Below are 26,265 nucleotides of genomic sequence, written 5' to 3'. Positions count from 1 at the left end.
TTCACAACGACGGATAGATGAGAATTAATTTTAGGCTGCTGATTACCTACGCGGCCCTGCTGCTGATTGTTGCCTGTACCAAAGACGATATCCGGGAAACCGCTCCCATTCAGCCACCGGCCACAGTCGCTGACAATGACCACCTGCTGCTTGGCAATCCCACCGATGCTAAGTCCAACCTGATTTTCCTGGAGAACTTCCTGATGGACCAAACCTATTTTGTGGAAGCATATAGCAAAAATGCCGGTATCCCCGTATGGGTTAGCTGGCATCTGCAAGCAGAAGACTGCCCGGGCACCATAGACCGCTCCAACGACTTCAGGCCAGACCCCAGCCTTCCGCAGGGCTGGTACCAGGTAAACGCCGGCAGCTATAACGGCAGCAATACCGGCTTCGACAGAGGCCACAACTGCCCCTCCGCCGACCGCAGAGCAGCCAAAGAAGCCAACAGCGCCACTTTCCTCATGACCAACATGATACCGCAGGCTGCGGCCCTCAACCAGGTGCCTTGGGCCAATATGGAAGATTTTATCCGTCAACAGGTGAAAGATGACAAGGAGGCTTTCATCGTTATGGGCAGCTATGGCAAAGGTGGACGTGGCAAAGGCCAGACAGCTTTCATGGAAACTCTCGACAATGGTAACATCACCGTACCCGGACAAGTATGGAAAGTAGCGGTCATTATTCCTAAAGGCACTAACGACCTGGCACGTATCAACACCGGCGCCACGGTCATCGCAGTGGACATGCCGAATGACAACGACCTGTACACCGGCACCGGTAAAGCCGGCGCCTGGAAAAACTATCTCTGTACCGTGGAAACACTGGAAGCCAAAGCGAAAGCGGCAGGCGTGCCGCTAAACCTCTTTCAGAACGTACCGGAAGGCATACGGACACAACTCAAGAAAAAAATGTACAACCTCTAACTGTCCAGCCAACGGCGAAAGTCCGCACTACGCGAATGGCTCACAAAAATGGCATCATCTTTACAATGCTCCAGCAGGATGTGCGTACGACCGTTGGAATGCAGCCTTATCTGCTGAAGCGCTTTGATATGACAGAGGTATTTCCGGTTGATCCGGAAGAACGTCCTGGCAGACAAGGTCTCCGCCAGTTCATCAAGCGACTGGTCAGTGACGTTCATTTCTCCGTCAAACGTATAGACGTACACGTGTTTGTCCTGTGCTTTAATATAGGCGATATCGTTACAGTCGATGCTTCTCATGCCGTTATGCGTGCGGAACATCATCCGTTCGCGGGTACCTGTGGCAGGCGCCAGGGAAGCGATCAGTTTTTTCAGCTGATCGCCGGCAGCGTCAGGCGCCTGAAGAGGCCGAAGCGATTCATATTTGTCCAGCGCCGCGGATAATTCCGCTTCTTCAATGGGTTTCAGCAGGTAGTCGATACTGTTCACTTTAAAGGCCCTGATCGCATATTCATCATAAGCCGTAGTAAAAATCACCGGTACCTTCACCACTGTCTGTTTAAAAATGGTGAAACAATCGCCATCAGAGAGTTGGATGTCCATCAGGATGAGGTCCGGATGCGGGTTGTTAGTGAGCCACTGCACCGTTTCCCCGATACTTTCAGCAACGGGACAGATGTGCCAGTCCGGGCGCAGTTTGCGGAGCATATTCACCAGCTGCCTTGCAGCGGCTGTCTCGTCTTCAACAATTAAAGCTATCATTTTTCGCTGTTTAAATCCTCCGGGAGCAGTGGGATTCCCACCCGCCAGCAGGTTTTATCAGATGTAATGTTTACGGTTTTATCGGTCAGCGGCTGATAACGGCCTGTAATATTGGCCAGTCCGATACCCATGGAAGTAGTCCCTGACTGCCGGAGCTGCAGGTTGTTCTCTACAAAAAGATAGTCGTCCGTGGAGTAAATATTGATGTGCAATGGCCGCTGGCGGGATATTTCATTGTGTTTGAGCGCATTTTCCAGCAGCATCAGCAGGCTGTGTGAAACAATTTGTTGAGACAGGACGCTGTCCTTCACTGCTTTGCTGTAAAGGAGTTTGTCCCCGAAACGTTGGCCGCTGATGCCCAGGAAAGCGTCTGCAATAGCCAACTCCGTGGCCACTGTCACCGTGCCACTGGTCTCCTGCGCTAAGGAATACCTCAAAATACGGGAGAGGTGTTTCACAAAATCCACCGCCTGTTCTTCATCTTCCCGGATCAGGGAAGTCAGCGTGTTTAATGCGTTAAAGAGGAAGTGGGGATTGACCTGATTTCTTAACAGGTCCAGCTGACTTTGCGCCAGGCGCTGTTCCATTCTGGCGGTGGCTTCTATCCCCTGTTTCCAGTGGTCAATGAATTTGCCGAGGGTGGCAGCCAGCGTGATGGAGAGAAACAGCATGGCCGAATACAGCATGTTCCGCACATAGCCCTGCCAGGCAGGATCGGGCGTATGGAAAATAAAGACCTCCAGTTTCATAAAACACCCTATCAACGTAGCGCCAAAACATGCAGACACCAGTATAAAAACCAGGAAGCTCCTTTCTGTACGGGTATTCCAGTTCAATACTTTCCGGAGAAAAATATCGTTCAATGCTTTAAACCCAAAGAACCCAAAGATAGTCATCAACAGGGTGGTCACAATTTCCGCTCTCATATCAAACTCCCCGGGGGTGTATCCCGATAAATTGTTGATGATATTGATCACCACCACAATAAGCAGTATGATAACATATGACTTGAGTACACCTTTTACTTTTCCCATAAACACCACGCGTATTTTCGGAGGATGAAATTACTGTTTATTAACGATGTAGTCGTTATACTCCCGTACTACCGATTCAATGTTATTAAAGCTGTAATCGCCCCCCGTCTTTATTCTGCGCACCAGCAGGGTATCTTCTTTGAGCCAGGGTGTTAGGGAAGTGACGAAGTCTTTCCGTTTTTTACCGATAAAACAATAGCCGGTGGTATCACCGCTTTTTCTGAGGAAATAGTTTACATACTTGTTGTTCATAAACACACCGACTCCCGCTGAGGCAGGCCCTGCAAACCTGCCGGCCAGCGCCACATAACGCATGTATCCCACTTTGCCGGGTTTAAAGTACAAACGGTACAACTGTAGCGGCCCATCAATCACCTGTTCCGCAAATACCTTATCAAAATGATAATGCCAGATACGTGTTCTGATGGTGACATTTTTTAGCGTACAAAAAGAATGGTTCTCAAATGAAAAAGCCTGGCAGCCGGAGACTTTTATCTTCTCGTTTTTGTCTCCCAGCTGTTTTTTGAAATCGAAGGACAACAGGCCCATTTCCTGCATGGAGATGAAGCCGTCAATCTTTTGTCCTGTACTGTCGATGTAGGACCCTTTGAGATATTTGTTGTTTTTCTGAGCAGCAGTAGTAAAGACAGTCAACAGGCATAGCCCTGTCAGCCATAGGTTTTTGTAATAGTGACTTTTCATACAGCATATTTATGATATACTGCAAAGCACCTGAAATTAAAGGCAATGGACTGGGGAAAGGCGATGAGTTTCCAGGCCGCGGGGATAAATGACAGCGTTCTGCCGATGACCGCTGCTAAAAAGCGGGGATATGAAAGACCCGGAGGATCAGGCCCCTGGTTTGTTTTCCATTTGTTTGATGATATTGTTGACTTCTGTTTCCGTTGCCCTCAGTTTCTGCTGACAGAACTCTATCAGTACGGACGCGCGTTTTACTTTTTCCGCCAGTACGTCTACCGAAACGGTTTCATTTTCGATTTCTTCCGCTATCTGTTGTAATTCGGTGTAGGCGGCTTCATATGTCAGTTCCTGGTTCATCATGTGGTGTTTTAGCAATAACGGTGGCTTCCAGCGAAGCATCGTGCAGCCTGACGGTGATGGGGCTGCCTGTTTCCACGGGAAGTGCGCTGTTAATAATTTTATCGCCTGCATATACGATGGCAAAACCGCGCTTCAGTATATTAACAGGGCTCATGAGTTTGAATAGTGTATCGTAGTGCGCCAGTTGTCCGCGCCTGTTTTGCATATACAGCCGGTTAAACGAGCGGATATTGGCCGTTATGTTCAGCAGGTCGTTCTGTTTACCGGCAATCACCGCCCGTGGCCTCGCCAGGATGGCGCCTGACAGTGTGAGCAGTTCCCGCTGGTGATGTTGCAATACTGACCGGGAACCATGTGACACCAGGTTGTGGTAGTTGTGCAACGTTTCCCGCTGCCGGTGCAGGATGGTACGCGTTTGATTGATCACGGCCGCATTCAGCTGGGACAGCGCCTGGTAGTGACTGGAAAAAAGTTGTTGCGCCCTGATCAGGATAGTGTGTTGCAAGGCTGACACCCCGTCTTCAAATGCCTTGTTGTGCGCAATGATCAGCTCCGCCGCTTTAGTAGGCGTTTTCACCGGGCTGTGCGCCATCATGTCGGTGATGGTTTCGTTTTTCTGGTGACCGATACCGGTGATAATCGGAATAGGGAATTTGGCGACCGCCCTTCCCAGCAGGAAGGTATCAAACAGCAGGAAGTCTGTTTGCGCGCCGCCGCCGCGGATAATGACCACGGCATCGTAGGCCACGCCGCTATTGTATACGTCAATTAACCGTTGCTGCACCAGTTCGGCTTTTGATTCGCCCTGCACAACGGTGAAATAGGTGTCTACCTGGAAAGCATATGCAAAACGGTTATGTTCCAGCGTATGCCTGAAGTCCTGGAAACCGGCCGAATTCCCGGAGGTAATAATGGCGAGTTTTTGTATCACAGCGGGGAGCGGCAACTGATTGTTGCGGGTCACGTAACGGTCCCCTACTTTGCGGATAAAGTCGGAACACTCTGCCAGCAAGCGCAGCAGCGTTTGTTGTTTCTGCTGTTCCAGCATACCGATGGTGAAGCTGGTGTCGATATCAAGCAGGGTGATTTGCAGGCCATGTACCTGGTGGTAGTTGACCGACACTTTCACCAATACATGTATGTCGTTTTTAAACTGCTGACCAGTGACATATTCAAACTCACGGATACGGACAGACCCGTTGCCCCAGGCCACCGCAGCCACCTTGGCCACGATCGCGCTGGAGTTGGCATCTTTCTCTACCAGGTCAAAATAGTGATACCCTTTCTGTGCATAAAAAGCATGGTTGGTCACATCCGCCACTACCCAAAAGGTAGCTTCTCCAAATACATTGGAGAGTGCCTGCTGGATTTTGCCGGTCAGCGCAGAAAGTTTGATGGTCTCAGATGCAGTCATGGTGGACTGTAAAGATAGGGAAAAGCGCTGGCATACAACGTATCACATCACCTCAGCGCCGGCCGCAGTATACGGTCTATGGTAGCGCTTTTCAGGCCTTTCCCGATAAACACCAGCGTGGAGGAAGGCGGCGTATCGCCCCAGGGGCCAGCCGGAACAATGGTGAGATAGTTGCCGGTAGACTGTACCAGGTATTTCTCCGGACTGTCCTTTACCGCCACATATCCTTTGATGCGGTATAACTGATCAGTATATACGTTAAAATTCAGTTCCAGTACAAATGCCAGCATCTGCAGATCAAACGGCTGTGGAGACTCAAACAGTACGTTATTGATTTTGTGCGGCGTTTTTTCGGCTGGTGTGTCACAGGAGGCATCGCCGGCCGCAGGGGTCAGTGCCGGTGCCGGCACGCGGCGTTCCTGCGGCAGCATGTCTGCCAGTACTACCTGCCCGTCTGCGGTGGCGGTGATATACGCCAGCGGGTTCACGTTTTCCAGCAACGCCTGTAACCGCACCAGTTCTGTCACCGGCAGGTCTTTGGTTTTATTCAGCACGATCACATCGGCGCAGGAAAGTTGTTTGCCTACTTCGGTAACTTCTTCCAGGCGGCTCTCCACGTTTTCCGCATCGGCCACGCAGATGGTGGACACCAGCTGAAAACGGGCTTTCACGTCGGGGAGGGCGAACATACCGATAATATTGCCGGCGTCCGCGATGCCTGTTGTTTCAATGAAAATCTGGTCCGGCCGCTCTTCCAGCCGCAGGATATTGCCCAGCACCTCCAGCAGTTCATTGTCGAGCGAGCAACAGATACAACCTGCCGTCAGTTCGTATATATTTTCAATTTGCGCCGCCACCAGTGACGCGTCGATATTCACTTTGCCAAATTCGTTTTCAATGACGATGTTGCGGCGGTCGCGGCTCTGTTGCAACAGGCTGTTGAGCAGCGTGGTTTTGCCCGCGCCGAGGAAGCCGGTCAACAGGTATACTTTAATTCTCTCTTTTTGCATGTCTATCTCGATAATATCTCAGAAAATAAATACCGGCCGCTATCAGCGGTAAACTCAGCAGCTGTCCCATATTGAGCAGGTATCCGCTTTCGAACGGCTCCTGATTTTCCTTCAGGAATTCTATGATGAAACGCGCGCCAAATACCAGTACCAGAAAGAGCCCGAAGAAACATCCCGGTTTTTGCGCCAATTTACTTTTTTTATACAGGAAGATGAAAAGGCCGAAGATAACCGCGTAACAGAGCGCCTCATACAGCTGCGCCGGGTGCCGGGGCTGACTGTCTTCCCGTGCAAACACTATCGCCCATGGCAGGCCGGATGGTTTACCGATGATTTCCCCATTAAAAAAATTACCTATCCGTACAAAGGCGCCGGCCAGCGGCACCACAATGGACAGCCTGTCCAGCAGCCATATCAGCGATATCCTGTACCGGCGGGCAAACAACGCGACTGCCCCAAGTATGCCCACAGCCCCGCCATGGCTGGCCAGTCCCTGATAACCCGTCCATAAAAAACGTCCCTTCTCCCACCGGAACGGCAATACGATTTCCGCCGGATGATGCCGGAAATAATCCCATTCATAGAACAGGCAATGTCCCAGCCGAGCGCCGATGATCGTGCCCACTACCACGTATACCAGCAGCCGGTCCAGTAATGCGATGTCTTTTCCCTCCCGTCGGAAGATGTTACGCATCACCACATAGCTGAGCACAAAAGCCGCCATGAAGGCCACACTGTAATAACGAAGCGCAAAGCCACCGATCCGGAATATCTCCGGCGAAGGGTCCCAGGTTAAATTATGCAACATTGTTGCAAATGTAAAATAAATTTATGGATTTCGGGATTTATGAATTTGGGGATTTCGGGGGAATTTTAGCGCGTTTGAAATAACCCGATATCCAGATATCCAAATGCCCAAATAATTCTATCTTTGGCGGCATGTCACTTTTTATCACGTCATTGAATTCGGGGAGCAACGGAAACTGTTACTACATCGGTAACGGGCAGGAAGCAGTATTGATAGACGCAGGTATTTCCTGCCGGGAAACAGAGAAGCGGATGACGCGCCTCGGGTTGTCGATGACGAAAGTGAAAGCCATCTTTATCTCCCACGAACATACGGACCATATCAAAGGGGTAACAGTGCTGGCGAAAAAGCACCAGCTCCCGGTGTACATCACCCAAAGCACGCTGGCCGGCGGTAACCTGGCACTGCAAAGGGTCATGTCATTTGCGGCGTATCAGCCGGTACAGATAGGCGGTCTTACCGTCACCGCTTTTCCCAAATACCACGATGCCGTGGAACCACACAGCTTCATGGTGTCCGGCAACCAGGTCAACATCGGGATATTTACAGATATCGGCGCTCCCTGTGACCATGTGCTGAATCACTTCCGGCAATGCCACGCGGCCTTCCTGGAAGCCAACTACGATGAGCAGATGCTGGAACAGGGCAGATACCCCTATTACCTCAAAAACCGTATCCGTGGCGGGCACGGGCACTTGTCCAACCGGCAGGCGCTGGAAATATTCACGCAGCATCGTCCCTCGTTCATGACACACCTGCTGCTCTCCCACCTGTCACAGGACAACAACAACCCTGTCCTGGTAAAGGAAATGTTTGACCAGCACGCCAACGGCACGCAGATCATTGTAGCTTCCCGCCATGTGGAAACAGCCGTATTTCAGATACACGCTACCAACTTTGTGGAAACTGTTGCAGCAACGCCGCAATAAAGTACACCAGCGGCACCGCCGCCAGAAAAGCGTATTTCCAGTATGCCCGCTTTTTACCGCGCAGCAGTCCTACTACGATCACCACGACAACGATCAGCCATATTAGCAGCACCGGGCTGAAGAAAAATGACATGAACAGCAGTTCATCAAAATAGTCCCAGATATGCAGGGGATGATAAGTCCGTTTCCATAGCCATGGCCGGAGATGATGCGCGGAAAGGTACGCCTTGAAAGCCGCTTCATTACTGAACCGCTGTACCTCGCAACGTAGTTCATTGATCACAAAAAAACTGTGGCCGTCTTCCCCGATAATATGGTTTTTATAGAAATACCAGTTTTTCAGGGCTACGGGAGAATGGAGGGAATCACAATTTTCCTTGTAGAAAAAAGCCATGGCAGGCGCGGTGCCGTCATATTCCATTTTATTTCCTCCCGGCGTGGGTTCATTCCAGGCAGACAGGCCTCCGGCATAGGTGGGGCAACAGAGCAGCATATAGCCGCATAACAACAACAGACGTAAACAGTACTTCATTTTTTGGCAGAATAGCGTTAAAGATACACAAATCCACTGGCATACTTATAGCGGATGTTTCCGTAAAACCTGTCAGCTATGAACACAAACACAGCCACTGTAGAGACGCTCAACGATCTCATCGGCATTAACAATGACCGTATTTCCGGTTATGAAAAAGCGCTGAAGGACAATAAAGGCAAAGATGCCGACCTGCGGGCGCTTTTCACGCATATGATCGACGAAAGCCGCACGATGCGCAACACCCTGGGCAAAGAGGTGCAGGGGCTTGGCGGAGAGATGGAAACAGGCACCACCACCGGCGGAAAGCTGTACCGCGCATGGATGGAGCTGAAAAGCGTATTTGGCGGCCATGACCGTCATACCATCCTTTCCGATTGTGAAACAGAGGAAGATGCGGCCATGCGTGCCTATACACAGGCCCTACAGGAAGAGCACCTGCCTGCTTATCTGCGTGAACTGCTGACACAGCAACGCTCCGTCCTGAAAACGGAACACGATAAAATAAAGAAGATGCGCGACGCACAGGCATAGGCACTATCTGCGATATTAATCCTTTTGACGCCAATACTTTAGCAGCGGGATTTTTTATCTTAGCAGTAGCATATCCCAAATTTGAAGCCGTTATGTTACTACTACTGAAAAACCTGCTCCGGCTGGCTGCGCATCTGCTCAAAGCCATCTGGCTGTTCTTTCCCGGGATTATCTTCCTCCTGCTGATCTTCTTCATCTGCTGGTCGCTGGACCAGGGCAAAGACGTGATTGTTGCCTATACCGAAAACCACTACCGTGAACGCATCCTGTTTTTCCTGGCCATTGGTTTCTGGGTTTATGTGACCTGGTATTCGTCCCGGATCATCGCTTATATCAAACGCACCCGCCTGATTGCCGATGTGAAGGACGAAGCCATGATCACCGATGCGGCAGCCACCAAGGCTTACAACGATCATAATGAACATTTTCCCATCAGCCAGTTTTTCCTGGATGAATCCCCAAGGGTATTGGGCCACGGCTGCTTCCTGTTGCTGGAACTGGCCATGCTGCAATCACCGGTATTGTATCACCCGCTCAGCAGCACCGTTTGCTGGATTATTTTCGTTACGGTACTTACACTGCTGTATTTTCTCAACCGGCCCCTTAACCGGCTGTCAATGCAGCCTGCTTTCCGGAAAGTGTTCATGGTGCTGCTGATATCGTGGCTGGCCGCTACGGTGGCCACCAGCTTCATACCACGTATCAGCATCCTGCTGTTGCTGGCGTTGCTGGTGCTGCTGCACGCCCTCTTCCTGTTATACACCCACCTGCGGCGGGTGGAACTGGACATTTCCGCCAGAAAAAGCCTGTTGCTTACTCATACGCCGCTGGACACCATAATGCGCTACTTTTTTATTCCGCGCACGGAAAAAAGTTTCTTCCGCTGGTTTATTTTCATCGGCTGTGCGGCGCTCGTCACTTATGTGGCCGCTATTTACAGTCTGGGCTTTGCGCGGCGGCTGGGGCCATTCCCCTTTCTGTTGCTCGCATTCGGCATGTTGTTGTTATTTGGCAACATTGTCACCGCCTTGTCTGTCCGCTACCGTATCAGCTTCCATTTTCTTTTTGTGATCACCGCCCTTATTTTCGGGTTGAAAGAAACGCATTACGTGAAGCTGACCACCGCTAAAAATGGCAACCACTATGAATCCAGGCCATCGCTGGACACGTACCTGCGGGCCTGGCTGCGTACCCGCCCTGTTATGGCCGACAGCAGCTACGATGTATATTTTGTGATGGCCAATGGCGGCGCCTCCCGTTCTGCTTACTGGACCGCGGCCGTACTTGGCGAGATCGAAGACGCCAGCATCCGCGAAGATGCGCAGGACCGCTTCTCCCGTCATGTGTTCTGTCTGTCGGGCACCTCCGGCGGCGGCGTGGGCGTGGCCACCTTCTTTTCCCTGCTGAGAGACAGGGCACATGAACAGCCACTGTACGCCAAATCCGCCATGACATACCTGAAACAGGACTACTTCAGTTATACGTTCACCCGCATGCTGGGGCCCGATTTTTTCCGTTATATCATCCGTACCTCACGGGCGGGCGACAGGGCCGCCGCACTGGAAGAATCTTTCGAGCGCAGTGCCGACGTGGCCGGTGATTCCCTCTACCGCGTACCCTTCGATGCCGCACTGTCCACCTTCCCCGCCATGCGGGAAGACACCGTGTTCCTGCCGGTATTATGCATCAACACAACGCGTATGCAGGACGGCAATCCCGGAGTGGTCACCAACCTGCAACTGGATGCAGGCATCTTCAACAACCGCGTAGATGTACTCAGTCTCCTGCGCAACGATTCTGATATCACTATCACCTCCGGCGCCATACTGGGCGCCCGGTTCCCCTACCTGAGCCCCGCCGGCAGGATACAGAACCAGTATTTTGTAGATGGTGGCTATTTCGATAATTCCGGCGCCGGCGTTATCCAGGAGATCATCCGGGGTATTATCAATATCGGGGAAGACGACAGGCACCTGCATGGCGACAGCAGCCAGCTGTACCAGCAGATCAGCCGCCTTCATTTTAAGGTGCTGCATATCACCAACAGCCCTGTGATCCCCGGAGAAGAACATTTCCGTTCCGTGGCACCGGTGAAGAACGACCTGTTTGCGCCCGTACTGACCATCGCCGGCGCATACGGCATGCAAACTACGGTCAACGATAAACGACTTTCCCACTATGTCAGCGATATCAACGATTACTATTACAAGAAAGCGTCCTACATACAGATACCGTTGTATAAAGACAGCCTGGAATGGCAACTGGACCCATTAAGAAAAAGGTTCCCCAAAGGAGAACCTTCCTATACCATGAACTGGTTTATGTCAGATACAACTATCCGGAGAATTAATATACGGCTGGCCAACAATCAGGCGCTCCATGATTTTATCGCCACAATAAAAAAATAATAAAATGGCTAAATAGTCCGGTATCCTATTTTACCGACATCCGGCGATAACGGCGGTATCCCCACCAGCCCAATACTGCCATGATCAGCAGCGGCCATATCTGGATAAAAAACAGGAGCAGGTCGCGCAGCAGGTTGGCGCCGTCCACTACGGCCGTACGTATTTCCGTACCAAAGCCGGCGCGGGAAACATAACGGGGGTTGATGATCGTTTCCATGCTGGCAGCCTGTGACTGGAACAGTTCCACCGTAAAGGTGGCATAGGCCACATCGTCCAGTATCTTCAGGTTGGAGATGTTTCTGTCTACTTTCGTTTCTTCCTGCTGGTCTTCATATTTCGCCACATCCAGTGTAGTGGTGTTTTTATCGGTCACCACCTTTGCCGCATGCTGGCCTGCTTTTTTATTTTTCAATGCGTTGGCCAGATAAGCCAGCGTATAGTCCTGGTCTGTTTTTGTACGATAATCAATCAGCACCGCCATAGAAGTGAGGATGCTCACCACAGAATCCAGGCTGGCCACAGGCACGCGTAAGGTAAGATTGGCCGTAGGCGTGTACAGCTGCATTCTTTTCAGTGAATCCGCCGTGTAGGGAAGGTCATACTGTCCTGCATACTGGTTCTTCATAGTGCTTTCCACTACAATGCCCTGTACCGAAGACACTACCTGCTCCATACGCGTGGAAGCATGGAACACGTCTGTTACGCGGCAGCGTACATCCGCTGTGCGCACGCGTTTGCGGGACGCAGCAGTTAAAGACGACATGTCACCGGAAAAGTCAGTGGAATCTGCCGACGCGATATACTGATCGGCGCTTTTTTCTGTCGTGGAAGCAGCATTATCATGGTAAGGTGCGCTTTTGCCACAGGCGGCAAGCACAATAGCGGGAATAACTAAATAACGGACTGGTATACGCATAAGGGGCATTTTTCCGTTTATACCAACAACCGGAAAAGGTAACCTTTCAGAAATGTTAAAAAAATCACAACCGGTCAAAAACAGATAAATAAAGTTATCTTCCTGTAATGAAAAAAATTTCTAACCATATCATCACCAGCTTATGTATACTGATGTTGGGAGCGTGCAGTGAACAAAAAGACTACGGGCCCTTTACAGTCATCACCAGCAAACAACGGTACAACAACCTGGAAAGTAAAAACACCGCCTACAATTATCGCATCCGTTACAAAGGACATAATATTTCACCGGCAGACGTCACTAACCGGTCCAATGAATCCGGCTACTACATTGGCGTACAGCCGCTGGACAGCCTGCCCGGAAAACTGCTGGTACACATTGCGCAGACATTCAACTTTCCGGTATACCTGATAGAAGAACAACAGGGCAAGCCGCATTACTGGTTTCTCTATAACAACGGCAATCAAATTCCTTATCAATTATTGCGTGACCGTTACCTGGTGCATGAAAAAGAATTCATTCCTGAAGAAGGTTATTTTCAAAACATTATTTTCGATCTGGCGGCAGACAAACAACAACCTTACCGCATGCCGGCATCTTCCGTAGCATACGATGTATCACCCGACCAGCGTGCCATTGCGGCCGTCAGTGGGTTCTTCGGTAAAGACACCTGCCTGATCAATACCGTTTCATTATCGGATAACAACATTACCAGTGAACGGATACCGGCTGCGCTGCAACAGCTGCTACGCGAAAAGCTCAACGACCGGATGACCGCCGCTGAGCGTAAATCCTTTTTTGACCGCTATTTCCGATGGAAAGAACAGAACGGTCAATACTATGCTGTGCTAAAACCCTAGTCGATCCGTGACGGACTTACCCCGAAATGTTTGCTGAACTCCTTACTAAAATGCTGTACAGTGGTATATCCTGCTTCATAGGCCACTGCCGTCACTGACAACTCCTTTTTCTTCAGCAGCTGCCATGCCAGGTCCAGCCGGTATTCTCTCAGATAACCGAATACACTGTTATTAAATACTTTCCTGAACCCAGCTTTCAGCTTAAATTCATTGAGCCCTGTTTGCCGCGCCAGTTGCCCCAGTGACGGTGGCTGATGTACATTGGCCAGCAGGCATTCCCGCGCTGTGTGTATTTTTCGTATATCCGTTTCAGATAGTTTTATATTCGTCTTTGCCGCCTGTTGCCGCTGTTCCTGTTGTTCACAACGGAGCAACAGCAGTTCCAGCGCTTTGGTTTGCAGGTAAAGGTCTTTCATCTTGCCCTGGAACCGGCAGGTATTAATATCGTTTATAACGATTTGCATTTGCCGGGTAACGGGCATATTTTCTTTGTGTTCCCATTCTTTCCCGGCCACCATATTATCTGCCACCTGGTACAGTACGGGACCTGCGTGTTCCGCCAGTTGCAGGAAACGTTCCGGTGCGAAGCCGATCAGCAGCAGCTGCAGGTTCTGTTGTTGATAGAAAACGCTGGATTGCGGATTGTACGGATTCCGGAAGAAGTTATGCTGTCCCTCGCCGAAGCTATGCGTGACACGGCTGTTATGGCCGGTGGCGGTGATTTTTCCCTGCTGCACGAACACCATTCCCGGGATAGGATCGTCCGGCGCGCTGGTTACGTAGAGGTCTTCCCGCACATTAATATTACAATGCGCCACATGTACGCCATCGCAGTAGTGCTGTTGCAGATCGATGTCCCAGAAAGGCAGCCGCAGTTGTCTTTCCGTCGTCTGCATCACTTCCTGCAGGCGCATGTTGTTTTGTTCTACATATAGTACATCTCCGGAGTTGTTTCTGAAAGTATTCGCCATAAAAAAAATCCGTTTAGCGTAAAAGTCTATCCGTTTGCCGCAACACCTTGCTGTGCAATTGTTGTCTTTTTGTATTGGGCATCGGTTGTGGTACCGACACTTCAGCGGGCAGTTACCCTGCGCCGCCGCTATGCTTTAACTTTTTTTTAACCAATGAGTATGAAATACAGGGCCTCTCCTGACGGGTTAGCGTGGTTCATTTTCTTTTTATTATACCGGGTGATGCGTTATCGCTACACGGAGGTCATACAGAATCTGTCGCGTTCTTTTCCCGAGAAATCGTATGGCGAGATCAGGCGGATAGCCGTTGATTTTTACCGGCATTTCAGCCGGCTTTTCACGGAGATGCCGGTACTGATGATGGTATCGGGGCGACGTATCCGGGAACGGCTGGTGCTGCATAATTCCGGGTTGATCGGGGAGTACCATGCACAGGGCCGGCCGGTGATTATTATGCTTGGTCATTATGGTAATTGGGAATGTATGTCATTGTTACCGCTGTTGTTACGTTGTCCGGTATATGCCGTGTTTAAACCGCTGAACAACCGTTTTTTCAACCAGCTGATGAAGCGGACACGTTCCCGCTTCGGACTGCGGATGTTGGCGATGGACGAGGCGCCCCGTCATTTGCTGCAACACAGCGTTCCCGGAGCTTATATCTTTATTGCAGACCAGTCGGCGCCCAACAGTCATCATGTGGTGGATTTCCTGCATCAGCCTACCCGGGTGATCACCGGTACGGAGCGGCTGGCCAAAGCGGTGGACGCTGCCGTTGTGTATGCCGTTATCCGTAGGCTGCAGGGATACCGGTGGGAGATCACATTTTCTTTAATTACCGATCAGCCCTCCACCATGGCTCCTTTTGAGATCACCAGGATTTTTAACGCACGCCTGGAAAAGGACATTTGCCAGTCGCCCGCCTACTGGCTGTGGACCCACCGGCGCTGGAAGACAAACTCACGCTCATGAATACACTCTTATTGGTGCTGGCCTGCCTCTCTTTGGCAGGACTGGCTTTCGTCCTCATACTGGCAGCGTTGCTGTACCTGATGATGATACAACACCGCGACAGTACGCAATAAAAAAGCTGCCAGCGTCCGGCGGGGGATGACCCTCCGCCGGCTGCCAGCAGCTTTTACATATCATTATACAGCGTTATTTTGCCAGTTTCACCCGTACCGCGTTAGGGCCTTTGTGTCCCATTTCCACTTCAAAAGTGACTTTGGAATTCTCCCGTACCCGGTCCAGCAATCCGTTGATATGAACGAAGATGCTTTCCTGTGTCCGCTGGTCTTTAATAAAGCCGTAGCCTTTGGATTCGTTGAAGAAAGTGACTATGCCTGTACGGATCTGGCTGACAGGTTCTCCTTCCTGTTGCCGCGCCACACCGATCTGAATGTCCTCCAGGTTGACTTCTTTCTTTTTGCTGGGGTCCGGAGGAGTAGAGGTAATGTTCCCATCCTCATCGATGTAGGCCATCATGTCTTCCAGACTTTTGCCTTTTTTACTTTTTGCCTGTCTTTCCTCTTTTTTCTCCTGTTTTTCCCTCTGTTTTTGCAGTTTTCTTTTTTCGACTTCTTTTTTACTGAGATTTTCCTTTTTACCGGAGTTTTCTGATGACTTATTCATAATTTTTCATTTGCCGGTAAATGGTCCCTCCGTTCAGTTTTTTTAAAGATTGCATTTACCTTCCCCGAAGATACAAAAAAATCACATACTACCACACATCTCAAATACGCTATCAGCAAAGGTTTCGTGATAACAGTAAAATCCGGAAAAACGCATGAAATATAATCATATATATCTACCGGCAAAAAGCGGGCGTATTTACAGGAGGATACTCCCATTCGTCATCCCCTTCGGGTAATCCTTGCACTTCTTCTCCCCCCTCCTGCTTTTTCAATCGGAACCGATGACCAGCCTTGAACTGTTACCGGATGATCACATCCCTGCGAGGATGCTTTCAAATATGTCCAGTTGTTCACCGCAGCTGGGGCAGCAGGCCGTACCGAACAGGAAGGGCCAGCGGGCTTTCAGCACAGGCATGTTCAGCTGCGAAAGGAAATGATACCCCCAGGCGTAACCGTTGGCCTCCGTAATGGTGATACCGTCCCAGGCCGGCGCCTGGTCCGGGTGAGGCGTTACCGGCATTTCCTCCTGCTCCTTTTTAAACACGGGGTCTTCCCGGAAACAAACCAACCCGTCTTCTTTCGGCCACACAAAAATATCTGTACCACAGCATACGCAGTGCGCGATATACTCCTCCCCTTCGTAGTAACGGATAAAAACGCGGGCAAAAGCGCGTTGACCGTATGCTACGGCCATAGCTGCCAGGAAATAACTTTTCCCGTCTTCCGCCTGCAGGCGCACGGTTGGTAGCAGCGCTGCGCATAACGCAGGCAGTTGCGCCAGTGCCTTCAGGTAATCATTATATATGCCGCGCACCTGCTCCGGCGCCAGGTCGGCGTTGTCAGCATATTCCGCCGGAATATTGTCCGGCGTAGGCTCATTGGCATCTTCCGCGATCAATACCGCCAGGCTGCAGAGGATATCGGCCTGCGCCTCCGCATCGGTACCGTTGGCCGCCAGCTCCAGCAGGTGGGGGATTGTCGCGAAAGTATTTTCGTACAGGGTGTTCTGATGATAAATTCGTTCCCAGATAATATCATCCAGCAGTTCTTTTGAATAGCCTGTCTTCAATTCAGCAATGGCTTCCGGCAGATTTTCATCGATGCCGTACGGGCCGCTCAGGAATTGCCAGGCCCTGTCGTCTAATGTTAACATAAGGGCAAGATATATCAATTACAAATGACGAATTACAAATTACGAATTACGAATGAAGGGATACCTTTTAGAACGGCATCTAAATAACCGCTCTGGAAAAAAGCCCTTCATTCGTAATTCGTAATTCGTCATTCGTAATTATCATTATTTTGTATTATTTTCATACCACACTCCTGTTATATCAACAAGACCACTTTTGGACCACGATAATGAAAAACAATGGTTGCTCGCCGTTGCCAGCGGCGATGAACGCAGCTTCCGGCAGCTGGTACAGCAATACTGGCCGCAGGTGTATGGGACCGCATTACGCCTCACCCGCTCACCGGAACAAGCCAAAGACCTCTCACAGGATATCTTCCTGAAACTGTGGAACAACCGTCAGAAACTTTCCGAGGTAGACAATGCCGGCGCCTTTATTTATGTGTGCGCCCGCAACCTGATCATGGACTTTCTCTCCAGGAAAGTACTGCGTACTGACAACCTGGACACGCTGACAGGCCACCTGCAGGCCGACCCGCTTCCCGACGCACAGGCACGCCTGGAATACCGGGAACTGGAGAGCACCCTCAGCAAAGCGATCGAACACCTGCCTGCTAAAGTGAAAGAAGTATTTATCCTTCACCGCTTCCAGGGGCTCAGTCACCCGCAGATAGCCCGGCAGCTGAATATCTCGGTGGTCAGCTCCCAAACCTATATTGTCAGGGCCCTGCGCAGCATCCGTGAATACCTCGAGCGCCATCCGGAGGGGATTTTCACGTTATTGGCCCTCCTGATCGCATTCTCTTAAAATATTTTTTCATTTTACTGTCTTACCCTGTTCCTGTTTTCCGTCCTTTATCATAAGAGGGAAAACAGATGACCTTAAACCAGCATCCGCATGTCTGACACATCATTTGAAGCACTGTTCAAAGGTTATATGAACGGCACGCTCAATGCGTCCGAGATACACCGTTTCCGCCAGATGGCCATGGAACGGGACAACAAGGCCCTGCTTTCCCGCCTGCTGGAGGAAGCATTCAGTAACCCTGCCTATGCGGAGGCCGCCGACTATGACCCGGCGGAAATGGCTGATGAAATTCTGCTGAAAGCACAACAACAGGACGTACAATTATCGATGTTGCCGCCAACACGCAAACCACCCGTTTTCCGGCCCTGGTTCAAATACGCGGCCGCAGCAGCCATCTTCGGCCTTCTGATGGCCGGCACCTGGAAATTCGCCTCCCGGCACAGACACAATGCCACTGCCCTGGCAGCCGGCAAACCTGTCAGGCCCGGCACCGCACAACCCGTGCTGATACTCGGCGACGGCTCCCGCGTAGCACTCGACAGCATCGCTAACGGCACCATCGCCCAACAAGGCAACGCCCGCATCGTTAAACTCGCCAACGGACAGGTAGCCTACCAGTTGACCGAAGGCAAGGATAATAACAACATCCTGTACAATACCATGCAAACACCGCATGGCTGCATGTACCAGCTCACCCTGCCCGACGGCTCACGGGTATGGCTCAACGCCGCCTCGTCTATCCGCTATCCCGCCGCGTTCGCAGCCAACAACCGGCACGTGGAGGTAACAGGCGAAGCCTATTTCGATATCGCCAAAGATGAACACAAACCATTTACCGTTACTGTCAACAAACTGGATATACAAGTGCTCGGCACCGCCTTCAACGTAATGGCCTACGCGGATGAAAACGCCATCAGGACCACCCTCGTGCAAGGCGCCGTCAACGTTATTAACGGGGCGGACAAACAGCTGTTACACCCTGGCGAACAGGCCACCATCGCTCCTTCCGGCGGGGCTTTCCTCATCAGCAAACCCAACCTGGATGAAACCCTCAGCTGGAAAAACGGTGAGTTTTACTTCCGGGACACCAATATCCGCAGCATCATGCGGGAAGTGGCCCGCTGGTATAATGTGGAAGTCAGATATGAAGGCGATATGGATGATATCACCCTTTCCGGAATTGTATCCAGGAATGAGGAAATCGGCCAGCTGCTGAAAGCACTCGAGATGACGAAGATGGTACGTTTTCGTATAAGCGGGAACGTTGTTTTCGTTTCGCCGGGGTCCCAGGGCTGAAGCCCTGGGCTACGATTAGTTCAGGGTTTAAACTGCAACATTAATAACTAACAAACCAAAATCAATAATTAAGTACAATTAAACCAACGTTCAACAACTAAATAGTAAAGCCAGAACAAACGCCACTCTTCTTCCGCCAAAACATTTTCAGCCCGGGGGTTAATGCCCCGGGGACCAAAATTGCCGGGGGCCCCCGGTGCAGGATAGTATTGGGTGAAACGTCCACGTTTTATGATTGCTTCATGTATAAAATCCACGAGTAAAAAAATATGAAATTCTTTGCCACGCGCATTCCCACAGCTGTGAAAATACAGCCGGCCAGGCCGTTGTGGGCAATACTGACCATTGCACTGCTGCTGGCAGGTACAGCCGGCTTTGCACAGAAAGTAACTGTCTCCCTGAAAAATGTACCGCTGGAAAAAGTGTTTTCCTCGCTGAAACAGCAAACAGGTTATTCTTTCATCTGGCGCGGCGAATCGGCTGCGGCCTACAAAAACGTATCCCTGGAATGCAAAGACGCGCCCCTGGAACAGGTGCTGAAATCATTCCTCGACGGGCTGTCCCTTACCTATCAGATCACAGACCGCATTGTGGTGGTGACACGCAAAGAAAGCAGTCCACCGCCAGACAACCAGGTGCAGGCCGCCCGGCTGCCTGTGTCAGGAAAAATTACGGACGATAAAGGTCAACCGCTGCCCGGTGTCAGTGTCCGGGTCAAGGGCACCGCTACCGGCGTCACCACTGATGCACAGGGAAACTACACCTTGTCTGTTCCAGGGCACAACAGCATACTGCTCTGCACCTCCGTCGGCTTCGAGTCGAAAGAAGTGGCAGTCAACGGTCAACAGGCGCTGTACATTGTACTGCAACAAAAAAGCAATTCCCTGAATGACCTGGTAGTGGTGGGATACGGCACCCAGCAGAAAAAGAACCTGACATCGTCCGTTTCTTCCATTAAAGGCAGCGAACTGACCGGCGTGGCCGTTACCAACCTGGACGCCGCCCTGCAGGGAAAAGCCCCCGGCGTACAGGTGGTACAGAACTCCGGCGCTCCCGGCGATGAAACGTATATTCGTATCCGTGGTAACGGCTCCCTCTTCGGAGAAAACCGTCCGCTGTACATCATCGACGGCGTACCGATGAGCAACCTGCCCGCCGCACAATACGGCGTATCCGGCGACGGGCAACGGATTACGGCCACCAACAACATCAACCCCAACGATATCCAGTCGGTGGAAATACTGAAAGACGCCGCCGCCACCGCCATCTATGGCTCCCGGGGCGCCAACGGCGTTATCCTCATCACCACCAAAAGAGGCGCAGAAGGCAAGTCACGCTTCAACTTCAGCATGTACACCGGATTTTCCGACGTACCGAAAAGACTGCCGCTGCTCAACGGCGACCAGTTCGTGGACCTGTTCAACGAATCCCGCACTAATGCCGGCCTCCCTTTAGACCCGGCCATTGTAAAGACAGGCAGGAACACCGACTGGCAGAACGCTATTTTCCGTTCCGCCCCTGTGTCCAATTATAACCTGTCTATTTCCGGCGGCACGCCGCGCACCTCCCATTACGTTTCTGTCGGTTATCTCGACCAGACCGGCACTATCGTAGGCGTGCAACATTTCAAGCGGGTCAACGGCCGCGTGAACTTCGATTTCATGGCCACCGACAAGATAAAGATCGGCGTGAACCTCACCGGTGTACATTCCATCAACAACCGTATGGACAACAGCTTCTCCGGACAGTCCGTGCTGGCGCTGGCACTGATAGAGAATCCCAATGACCCGATCTATAATTCCAACGGCACCTTTTATACAGATCCCAACCGCCGGTGGACCAATCCCGTGATGATCGCCAACTCCCTGCGGTTCCAGTCGGGCGTAGACAGCTACATCGGTAACCTGTACGGTGAATACACCATAATTCCCGGACTGAAATTCAGGACCAGCTTCGGCTTCGACAACCAGCAGGTGACCGATGACCGCTACCAGTCCAAACTGGTCAACAACCAATCACCGGCCACCGGCTTCGTATCCGTGTTTTCCCAGTTCCTGTGGGTCAATGAAAACACCCTTTCGTATACGCCGGCGCTCCGCGGCAAACACAAGCTCACCGCCCTGCTGGGACAGAGCGCGCAGGAAGCCAATGTGCGCCGTATCAGCGTTTCCGGTAATACCAATTCCACCGATATCATTCAGGCCGTTACCGGCTTCACCAACCTTTTCTCGCCGCTGGACTATCGCTCCAAATGGGGACTGGTCAGCTATTTTGGCCGGGTAAGCTATGGCTACGACGACCGTTACCTGCTGGAAGGCGTACTGCGTACCGATGGTTCTTCCCGCTTTGGCGCCAACAGAAAATATGGTTTCTTCCCTTCCATCTCCGCCGCCTGGCGTATCATCAACGAGCAGTTCATGAAGGACCAGCGTTTCTTCAGTGACCTGAAACTACGCGGCAGTGTAGGCGTTACCGGTAACAACGAAGGGCTTGGCAGTGACTTCCCTTCGCTGGCCACCTACTCCACCGGCTACAACTATGGCGCTGCGGCAGGCATCGCTCCTACCTCGCTTTCCAACCGCGATCTTAGCTGGGAAGCCACCACCGCCACCAACCTGGCACTGGACATGAGTTTTCTCGACAGCCGCATCAACGTTACCGTAGAAGCCTACCGGAAAATCACCAACCGGCTGATCTTTAAACTGGAACTTCCCTACACCTCCGGATTTAACCGTACCAACGGCGCCAACATCGGGCAACTGATGAACAAAGGCCTCGAGATAGGCATCAACACAGAAAACATCCGCGGTAAATTCACCTGGAACACCAACTTCAACCTCTATTTCAACCGCAATAAAATTACCAGCCTGCCTGAAACCGTGGCCGGCGATCCTTCCAGTTCCGACTTTACCGAAAGCCTGCCTGGCTCCTTCTACACCAGTCAGCCTACCAGTATTTTCCGTGTAGGCGAACCCGTTGGCTCTTTCTTCGGTTACCGCAACAAAGGCGTAGATCCCGCTACCGGCAATATGATTTATGACGATATCAATAAAGATGGCAAGATTACCGCTGCAGACCGGGTGATCCTTGGCAACGCGCTCCCGGACTTCACCGGCGGCCTGACCAACACTTTCAGCTATAAAGGTGTAGACCTCAGCTTTTTCCTCTACTGGTCGTACGGCAACAAAGTCTATAACCAGACCCGCAGCATGCTCGAGCGAATGAGCAACTACAATAACGGTGACGCCAAAACGCTGAACCGCTGGACGCCCACCAACACGCAGACCGATGTGCCTAAAGCCATCTTCAATGATCCCGTGACACCGGGCAGCCTCACCAACGGCGAGGTATCGCAACGTTTTGTGGAAGACGGTTCCTTCATCCGCATGAAGAATATCACGGTTGGCTATACGTTCCCTACCGCTTTGCTGAAACGCGTACGCATCAGCAGCGCACGGGTGTATGTGAGCGGCCAGAACCTCTTTATGATCACTAATTATTCCGGTTATGACCCCGAGTCACAGAACCAGTCCGTTAAAAACTCCCAGCTGGGCATCGACTGGGCCGTACAGCCGCAGCCCCGCACTTTTATGGCTGGATTAAACCTGAACTTCTAAAGCAGCAGACATGAAAAAAACAGGACTTCTTTTAATCGCTATAACTTTCGCCTCCTGTACCAAAGTACTGGACCAGGTGCCGGAATACACCATCGCAGAAGACAACTTCTGGCAAACCGCCAATGATGCGGAGAGCGCCGCCGTAGGCATCTATCCAGCCGTCCAACAGCTGTCGCAGCAGTTCCCGGTGGCTTTTGATGCCGGCTCCGACGCCACCACCGCGTTGCTTATCAACTATGCGCCTTTCAGTCAACATGGCATCCCGGTAGATAATCCAATTGTGGCCGCCTACTGGCAGAACAACTACACCGGTATCGGCAGGGCCAACGATCTGCTGAAAAACGTGCCTGCCATGAAAGACAGCCTGTTTACCGGCAACCGCAAACAGGAGCTGCTGGGAGAAGCACGTTGCCTCCGGGCTTACTTCTACTTTAACCTGCTCAAAGCCTATGGGCCTGTGCCACTGGTAACACAGCCCTATAACTCCTTCAATGCGGATTTTACCATAGAGCGTTCTCCCGTTGACGTTATTTTTCAACAGATCATTGCAGACCTGACCATTGCCGAGTCATCGCTGCCCGCCAGCTTCGCCACCGGCGCCGACACCCGTGGGCGCGCCACACAAGGCACCGCCAAAGCCCTGCTGGCCAAAGCATACCTCAGCATGAAGAAATATGACTCTGCCGCCATCAAGGCACAGGATGTCATCAACAGCCCTGTATATGCGCTGGTGAGCGGCAGTACCGCCTACAGTAATATGTTTACCGTGAGTGGCAAAAACAGTACAGAATCCATCTTTGAGATACAGTATGTCAGCTCTTCCGCGCAGGCCAATGGTCTGTACAGTTTTTATATGCCCGTTACCGGTATCCCTGCCGGTCAACAGACAGGCAGTTACCAGATAGCGCCTACCAACAAGATCATCAATGCCTATGCCGCCGGTGATATCCGGAAGAGCGCCAGCCTGGGCGTTTCCGCAGCCACTACGCCGGTGACCTATGTCAGCAAATACGTGCGGCTGACGAACGGCACGGAGCCTAACCTCATCGCGCTGCGGTTGGCAGATATTATCCTGGTGAGGGCCGAAGCGCTGGACAAACTGGGTAAACATGCCGAAGCTGTTGACATGCTCAACATCATCCGCCGTCGCGCATTCGGTCAGCCTACCACCGCTCCTTCCGCCTACGATTTCCCTGCTGCCGGTGAAACAGATGCCGATCTTACCATCGCCATCGAAAATGAGCGGTTCAAAGAGCTGGCTTTTGAAGGCCATCGTTTTTATGATCTCGCACGTACCGGTCGTGCTACCGCCGTACTGGGCATCAGCGCCGACCAGACGCTATGGCCTATTCCGCTGCGGGAGCTGGGCCGTAATCCCCGCCTTATACAAAATCACGGATATTAATCATTGTCTCTTTTCACCCTCAAACTCCACCGTATATGAAAAAAACATTTACCGTATTATCAGGCCTGCTGCTGGCATATGCCAGCAGCCAGGGCCAGTATATCACCACCTGGATGGGCAATAATTTCTCTGATGTCAACAAACATGTGGGCAACTGTGCCCGCTCTATGTGGGTATCTCCGCAGGGCGTGGTATATACCTCTTCCGGCTGGGATGAAAAAGGCCGTAACATCGGTATCTACCAAAACGGCACCACCCTTGGCTCCATGGGCGGCAACAAAGAATCGCAGGGCTGCGCCATCGGCGGTGACAATACCTATATCTTCACCGCACAGGAAACACCCAACAACGGTAAAGTGGGACGCTACAACCGCGCCACCAAAGTGCGCGACCTGCTCTTTACCGTAAATACCGGCACCAACGACGCCGTGCCAGGCATTGCCGTATCCTATGGACGTGTATACACCAGCGATCTTGTCAACAACATGATCAAGGTATTCACTACCGGCGGTGTGGCCATCAGGCAATGGTCCGTAGCTACGCCTGGCGCGCTGGCCATCGACAGCAGCGGCCACCTGTGGGTGGCACAGCTCAACAGCGGCACCGTGGCCAGCTTTGACACTACCGGTGTAGCCGGTCCCGTTATCACGCTGGGAACTACTGCGCGGCCTTCGGCCCTGTATGCCGACAGTGCCCGCGGCCAGCTGCTGATCGGCGACCAGGGACCGGACATGCAGATCAAAATTTACAGCAACCTAACGGGAACGCCTGTACCGTCCGGTACCTTCGGCGTACAGGGTGGGTACCTGGACCAGTCCACCGCCCTGCGCGGCACCGTGGGCGACAAACGTTTCACCCGTGTGGTAGGTATCGGCCGGGATGCGGCAGACAACCTCTATGTGCTCAACAACCCGTGGGGAGGCACATGGGACCTGGGCCGCAACGGCGCCACTGATATCCACTGCTACAACAGTGCCGGCAACCTTCAATGGACATTACAGGCGCTCAACTTTGAAGGCAACGCTTCTGCCGACGCCGGCAGCGACGGCACCTACTTCTACAGTGGCAACATCCTCTACTCCTATACCGGTACCGACGGCGGCACTTATGTGGCCAACACCGTAGATCCCTACCGCTATCCGCTGGACGCCCGCATACAAATGACGGACCACGGCAGGGGCGAACATTTCGGGCATCTCGCCAATGTGAACGGCCATAAAATACTCATCGCCAACAACCAGAACGCCGATGTATTTTACCGCTACTACTTTAATGAAGCGACGGACGGCCACATTGCCATACCGTTAGACACCATCAGCAAAGTGCGCAACGGCTTCTGCCTCGACTCCATCGGCGATGTATGGATATCGCAGGATAAGACCAATGCCATCCAGCATTATCCGCTGACCAGCTTCGCCGCCAACGGCAAGCCCATATACGGACCGGTGGTGTCCACGCCAACGCCCACTTCCATTATGCCGTTGAACCGCATTGAATATGTTCCCGCCAGCGATATGATGGTGCTGGCCGGCGGCAACACCGACTGGACGCTGATCGGCAACAGGATAGAAGTGTACCGCGGATGGAAAACAGGCAACCGCACCCCTAACCTGGTGATCACGCTGAGCCGTGCGCAGGCCAAATCCATGTCGGCCGCCGGCAACTATCTCTTTGTGGGATACTATGCTATTCCTGATATAGATGTGTTTGACCTCAGCAGCGGCGCACTGGTGCTGACCATGAACAGCAGCAACCCTGCCGTGTATGTGGGCAACGACGTGGATTCACAGTATGGCATCAAAGCCTATCATCGTACCACCGGGGAATACCTGATCACCAAAGATGATTACAATGCCAATAAAGTAGTGTTGTACCGCTGGACGCCGGCGCCACCGCCTCCCGGCCCCGACAGCACCGCCGCCACTTCCGCCATGCTCACCCGTAATGCCGGCGCAGCTTTCAAAGTGTTTCCCAATCCGGTAGATAAAACACTGTACATCGACCTGAAACAAAGCGCGTCAAAAGGGTTTAAGCTCGACATCTTTGATTTCACCGGTAAAACCATAAAAACCATACAGGCGGCCAATGCAGGTGCTATCACCGCCGATGTGGCCAACCTGATGCCCGGCTCCTATGTATTGCGCATCACCGATGCCGCCAGCAGCAAGGTCATAGGGCAACAGAAATTCATCAAGCTATAAAAAGAAAAAA

Annotated in this window: 23 protein-coding genes; 11 read left to right on the top strand and 12 right to left on the bottom strand. The window is 51.8% G+C overall.

From position 1 onward, the window contains the following. Positions 1–17 precede the first annotated feature (17 nt). Entirely contained in the window at positions 18–926 is a 909-nt protein-coding gene (locus ACTJJS_RS10755; protein WP_440663682.1) for a DNA/RNA non-specific endonuclease, read from the top strand. Here the strand turns inward: ACTJJS_RS10755 and ACTJJS_RS10750 are convergent. From ACTJJS_RS10750 to lgt, 7 genes are all read right to left on the bottom strand, one after another. Beyond that, positions 923–1,687, bottom strand: coding sequence for a LytR/AlgR family response regulator transcription factor (locus tag ACTJJS_RS10750; protein WP_440663681.1), 765 nt, complete (start codon positions 1,685–1,687; stop codon positions 923–925). The two genes, ACTJJS_RS10755 and ACTJJS_RS10750, sit on opposite strands and share 4 nt — an antisense overlap. Further along, complete coding sequence (locus ACTJJS_RS10745) at positions 1,684–2,721, bottom strand: sensor histidine kinase (RefSeq protein WP_440663680.1); 1,038 nt, start codon at positions 2,719–2,721, stop codon at positions 1,684–1,686. The genes ACTJJS_RS10750 and ACTJJS_RS10745 overlap by 4 nt, the downstream gene beginning before the upstream one ends. Positions 2,722–2,751: 30 nt before the next feature. Then, a complete protein-coding gene (locus ACTJJS_RS10740; RefSeq protein ID WP_440663679.1) occupies positions 2,752–3,423 on the bottom strand; it encodes a hypothetical protein in 672 nt (223 codons plus the stop codon). Positions 3,424–3,570: 147 nt separating this feature from the next. Further along, positions 3,571–3,783, bottom strand: coding sequence for an exodeoxyribonuclease VII small subunit (xseB, locus tag ACTJJS_RS10735; protein ID WP_247654996.1), 213 nt, complete (start codon positions 3,781–3,783; stop codon positions 3,571–3,573). Then, the gene (xseA, locus tag ACTJJS_RS10730; RefSeq protein ID WP_440663678.1) at positions 3,758–5,197 is read right to left on the bottom strand and encodes an exodeoxyribonuclease VII large subunit; all 1,440 of its coding nucleotides are present in this window, start codon (positions 5,195–5,197) and stop codon (positions 3,758–3,760) included. The genes xseB and xseA overlap by 26 nt, the downstream gene beginning before the upstream one ends. 47 nt (positions 5,198–5,244) lie before the next feature. Beyond that, positions 5,245–6,207: a CobW family GTP-binding protein gene (locus tag ACTJJS_RS10725; protein WP_440663677.1), complete on the bottom strand. Its 963-nt coding sequence runs from the start codon at positions 6,205–6,207 to the stop codon at positions 5,245–5,247. Beyond that, on the bottom strand, positions 6,188–7,015 hold the full coding sequence (gene lgt, locus ACTJJS_RS10720; RefSeq protein WP_440663676.1) for a prolipoprotein diacylglyceryl transferase: 828 nt from the start codon (positions 7,013–7,015) through the stop codon (positions 6,188–6,190). The genes ACTJJS_RS10725 and lgt overlap by 20 nt, the downstream gene beginning before the upstream one ends. 131 nt (positions 7,016–7,146) lie before the next feature. On the opposite strand from lgt, the gene ACTJJS_RS10715 reads away from it, so the two are divergent. Continuing rightward, entirely contained in the window at positions 7,147–7,944 is a 798-nt protein-coding gene (locus tag ACTJJS_RS10715) for an MBL fold metallo-hydrolase (RefSeq protein ID WP_168872930.1), read from the top strand. Here ACTJJS_RS10715 and ACTJJS_RS10710 read toward each other — a convergent pair. Further along, a complete protein-coding gene (locus ACTJJS_RS10710) occupies positions 7,904–8,476 on the bottom strand; it encodes a hypothetical protein (protein ID WP_440663675.1) in 573 nt (190 codons plus the stop codon). The two genes, ACTJJS_RS10715 and ACTJJS_RS10710, sit on opposite strands and share 41 nt — an antisense overlap. A gap of 78 nt (positions 8,477–8,554) precedes the next feature. Here ACTJJS_RS10710 and ACTJJS_RS10705 point away from each other — a divergent pair, with 78 nt between their 5' ends. Together ACTJJS_RS10705 and ACTJJS_RS10700 are read left to right on the top strand one after the other, a co-directional pair. Then, a complete protein-coding gene (locus ACTJJS_RS10705) occupies positions 8,555–9,010 on the top strand; it encodes a PA2169 family four-helix-bundle protein (protein ID WP_440663674.1) in 456 nt (151 codons plus the stop codon). 92 nt (positions 9,011–9,102) lie between these two features. After that, the gene (locus ACTJJS_RS10700; RefSeq protein ID WP_440663673.1) at positions 9,103–11,418 is read left to right on the top strand and encodes a patatin-like phospholipase family protein; all 2,316 of its coding nucleotides are present in this window, start codon (positions 9,103–9,105) and stop codon (positions 11,416–11,418) included. Positions 11,419–11,443: 25 nt separating this feature from the next. Here the strand turns inward: ACTJJS_RS10700 and ACTJJS_RS10695 are convergent, their stop codons facing one another. Then, positions 11,444–12,334: a DUF4349 domain-containing protein gene (locus tag ACTJJS_RS10695; RefSeq protein WP_440663672.1), complete on the bottom strand. Its 891-nt coding sequence runs from the start codon at positions 12,332–12,334 to the stop codon at positions 11,444–11,446. A 107-nt stretch (positions 12,335–12,441) separates the two neighbouring features. Here ACTJJS_RS10695 and ACTJJS_RS10690 point away from each other — a divergent pair, with 107 nt between their 5' ends. After that, complete coding sequence (locus tag ACTJJS_RS10690) at positions 12,442–13,194, top strand: hypothetical protein (protein ID WP_440663671.1); 753 nt, start codon at positions 12,442–12,444, stop codon at positions 13,192–13,194. Here the strand turns inward: ACTJJS_RS10690 and ACTJJS_RS10685 are convergent. Beyond that, a complete protein-coding gene (locus tag ACTJJS_RS10685) occupies positions 13,191–14,165 on the bottom strand; it encodes a helix-turn-helix transcriptional regulator (RefSeq protein ID WP_440663670.1) in 975 nt (324 codons plus the stop codon). The two genes, ACTJJS_RS10690 and ACTJJS_RS10685, sit on opposite strands and share 4 nt — an antisense overlap. A gap of 159 nt (positions 14,166–14,324) precedes the next feature. Here ACTJJS_RS10685 and ACTJJS_RS10680 point away from each other — a divergent pair, with 159 nt between their 5' ends. Further along, a complete protein-coding gene (locus ACTJJS_RS10680; protein ID WP_440663669.1) occupies positions 14,325–15,134 on the top strand; it encodes a lysophospholipid acyltransferase family protein in 810 nt (269 codons plus the stop codon). Positions 15,135–15,320: 186 nt separating this feature from the next. Here ACTJJS_RS10680 and ACTJJS_RS10675 read toward each other — a convergent pair whose 3' ends face one another. Together ACTJJS_RS10675 and ACTJJS_RS10670 are read right to left on the bottom strand one after the other, a co-directional pair. Continuing rightward, the gene (locus ACTJJS_RS10675) at positions 15,321–15,794 is read right to left on the bottom strand and encodes a cold-shock protein (RefSeq protein WP_440663668.1); all 474 of its coding nucleotides are present in this window, start codon (positions 15,792–15,794) and stop codon (positions 15,321–15,323) included. A 312-nt stretch (positions 15,795–16,106) separates the two neighbouring features. Then, positions 16,107–16,949, bottom strand: coding sequence for a hypothetical protein (locus ACTJJS_RS10670; protein WP_440663667.1), 843 nt, complete (start codon positions 16,947–16,949; stop codon positions 16,107–16,109). 196 nt (positions 16,950–17,145) lie between these two features. On the opposite strand from ACTJJS_RS10670, the gene ACTJJS_RS10665 reads away from it, so the two are divergent. The 5 genes from ACTJJS_RS10665 (at position 17,146) to ACTJJS_RS10645 (ending at position 26,255) form a co-directional block, all read left to right on the top strand. After that, on the top strand, positions 17,146–17,736 hold the full coding sequence (locus ACTJJS_RS10665; protein WP_440663666.1) for an RNA polymerase sigma factor: 591 nt from the start codon (positions 17,146–17,148) through the stop codon (positions 17,734–17,736). 90 nt (positions 17,737–17,826) lie between these two features. Continuing rightward, positions 17,827–19,032 carry a FecR family protein gene (locus ACTJJS_RS10660; RefSeq protein WP_440663665.1) on the top strand — a complete coding sequence of 402 codons (1,206 nt, stop codon included), beginning with the start codon at positions 17,827–17,829 and terminating at the stop codon, positions 19,030–19,032. A 269-nt stretch (positions 19,033–19,301) separates the two neighbouring features. Then, positions 19,302–22,649: a TonB-dependent receptor gene (locus ACTJJS_RS10655; protein ID WP_440663664.1), complete on the top strand. Its 3,348-nt coding sequence runs from the start codon at positions 19,302–19,304 to the stop codon at positions 22,647–22,649. Between the two features lie 10 nt (positions 22,650–22,659). Next, the gene (locus ACTJJS_RS10650) at positions 22,660–24,054 is read left to right on the top strand and encodes a RagB/SusD family nutrient uptake outer membrane protein (RefSeq protein ID WP_440663662.1); all 1,395 of its coding nucleotides are present in this window, start codon (positions 22,660–22,662) and stop codon (positions 24,052–24,054) included. Positions 24,055–24,089: 35 nt separating this feature from the next. After that, positions 24,090–26,255 (top strand): T9SS type A sorting domain-containing protein, encoded by a 2,166-nt coding sequence (locus tag ACTJJS_RS10645; protein ID WP_440663661.1) that lies wholly within the window; start codon positions 24,090–24,092, stop codon positions 26,253–26,255. Positions 26,256–26,265: the final 10 nt, after the last annotated feature.

Source organism: Chitinophaga sp. 22308, assembly GCF_052045305.1.
In the GTDB taxonomy this organism is placed as follows: domain Bacteria; phylum Bacteroidota; class Bacteroidia; order Chitinophagales; family Chitinophagaceae; genus Chitinophaga; species Chitinophaga varians_A.
This window is presented reverse-complemented; position numbering and strand designations above follow the sequence as displayed.

Coding starts and splice junctions, on each gene's coding strand:
- ACTJJS_RS10755 (WP_440663682.1), top strand. CDS start 18: ATGAGAATTAATTTTAGGCTGCTGATTACCTACGCGGCCCTGCTGCTG.
- ACTJJS_RS10750 (WP_440663681.1), bottom strand. CDS start 1,687: ATGATAGCTTTAATTGTTGAAGACGAGACAGCCGCTGCAAGGCAGCTG.
- ACTJJS_RS10745 (WP_440663680.1), bottom strand. CDS start 2,721: ATGGGAAAAGTAAAAGGTGTACTCAAGTCATATGTTATCATACTGCTT.
- ACTJJS_RS10740 (WP_440663679.1), bottom strand. CDS start 3,423: ATGAAAAGTCACTATTACAAAAACCTATGGCTGACAGGGCTATGCCTG.
- xseB (WP_247654996.1), bottom strand. CDS start 3,783: ATGATGAACCAGGAACTGACATATGAAGCCGCCTACACCGAATTACAA.
- xseA (WP_440663678.1), bottom strand. CDS start 5,197: ATGACTGCATCTGAGACCATCAAACTTTCTGCGCTGACCGGCAAAATC.
- ACTJJS_RS10725 (WP_440663677.1), bottom strand. CDS start 6,207: ATGCAAAAAGAGAGAATTAAAGTATACCTGTTGACCGGCTTCCTCGGC.
- lgt (WP_440663676.1), bottom strand. CDS start 7,015: ATGTTGCATAATTTAACCTGGGACCCTTCGCCGGAGATATTCCGGATC.
- ACTJJS_RS10715 (WP_168872930.1), top strand. CDS start 7,147: ATGTCACTTTTTATCACGTCATTGAATTCGGGGAGCAACGGAAACTGT.
- ACTJJS_RS10710 (WP_440663675.1), bottom strand. CDS start 8,476: ATGAAGTACTGTTTACGTCTGTTGTTGTTATGCGGCTATATGCTGCTC.
- ACTJJS_RS10705 (WP_440663674.1), top strand. CDS start 8,555: ATGAACACAAACACAGCCACTGTAGAGACGCTCAACGATCTCATCGGC.
- ACTJJS_RS10700 (WP_440663673.1), top strand. CDS start 9,103: ATGTTACTACTACTGAAAAACCTGCTCCGGCTGGCTGCGCATCTGCTC.
- ACTJJS_RS10695 (WP_440663672.1), bottom strand. CDS start 12,334: ATGCGTATACCAGTCCGTTATTTAGTTATTCCCGCTATTGTGCTTGCC.
- ACTJJS_RS10690 (WP_440663671.1), top strand. CDS start 12,442: ATGAAAAAAATTTCTAACCATATCATCACCAGCTTATGTATACTGATG.
- ACTJJS_RS10685 (WP_440663670.1), bottom strand. CDS start 14,165: ATGGCGAATACTTTCAGAAACAACTCCGGAGATGTACTATATGTAGAA.
- ACTJJS_RS10680 (WP_440663669.1), top strand. CDS start 14,325: ATGAAATACAGGGCCTCTCCTGACGGGTTAGCGTGGTTCATTTTCTTT.
- ACTJJS_RS10675 (WP_440663668.1), bottom strand. CDS start 15,794: ATGAATAAGTCATCAGAAAACTCCGGTAAAAAGGAAAATCTCAGTAAA.
- ACTJJS_RS10670 (WP_440663667.1), bottom strand. CDS start 16,949: ATGTTAACATTAGACGACAGGGCCTGGCAATTCCTGAGCGGCCCGTAC.
- ACTJJS_RS10660 (WP_440663665.1), top strand. CDS start 17,827: ATGTCTGACACATCATTTGAAGCACTGTTCAAAGGTTATATGAACGGC.
- ACTJJS_RS10655 (WP_440663664.1), top strand. CDS start 19,302: ATGAAATTCTTTGCCACGCGCATTCCCACAGCTGTGAAAATACAGCCG.
- ACTJJS_RS10650 (WP_440663662.1), top strand. CDS start 22,660: ATGAAAAAAACAGGACTTCTTTTAATCGCTATAACTTTCGCCTCCTGT.
- ACTJJS_RS10645 (WP_440663661.1), top strand. CDS start 24,090: ATGAAAAAAACATTTACCGTATTATCAGGCCTGCTGCTGGCATATGCC.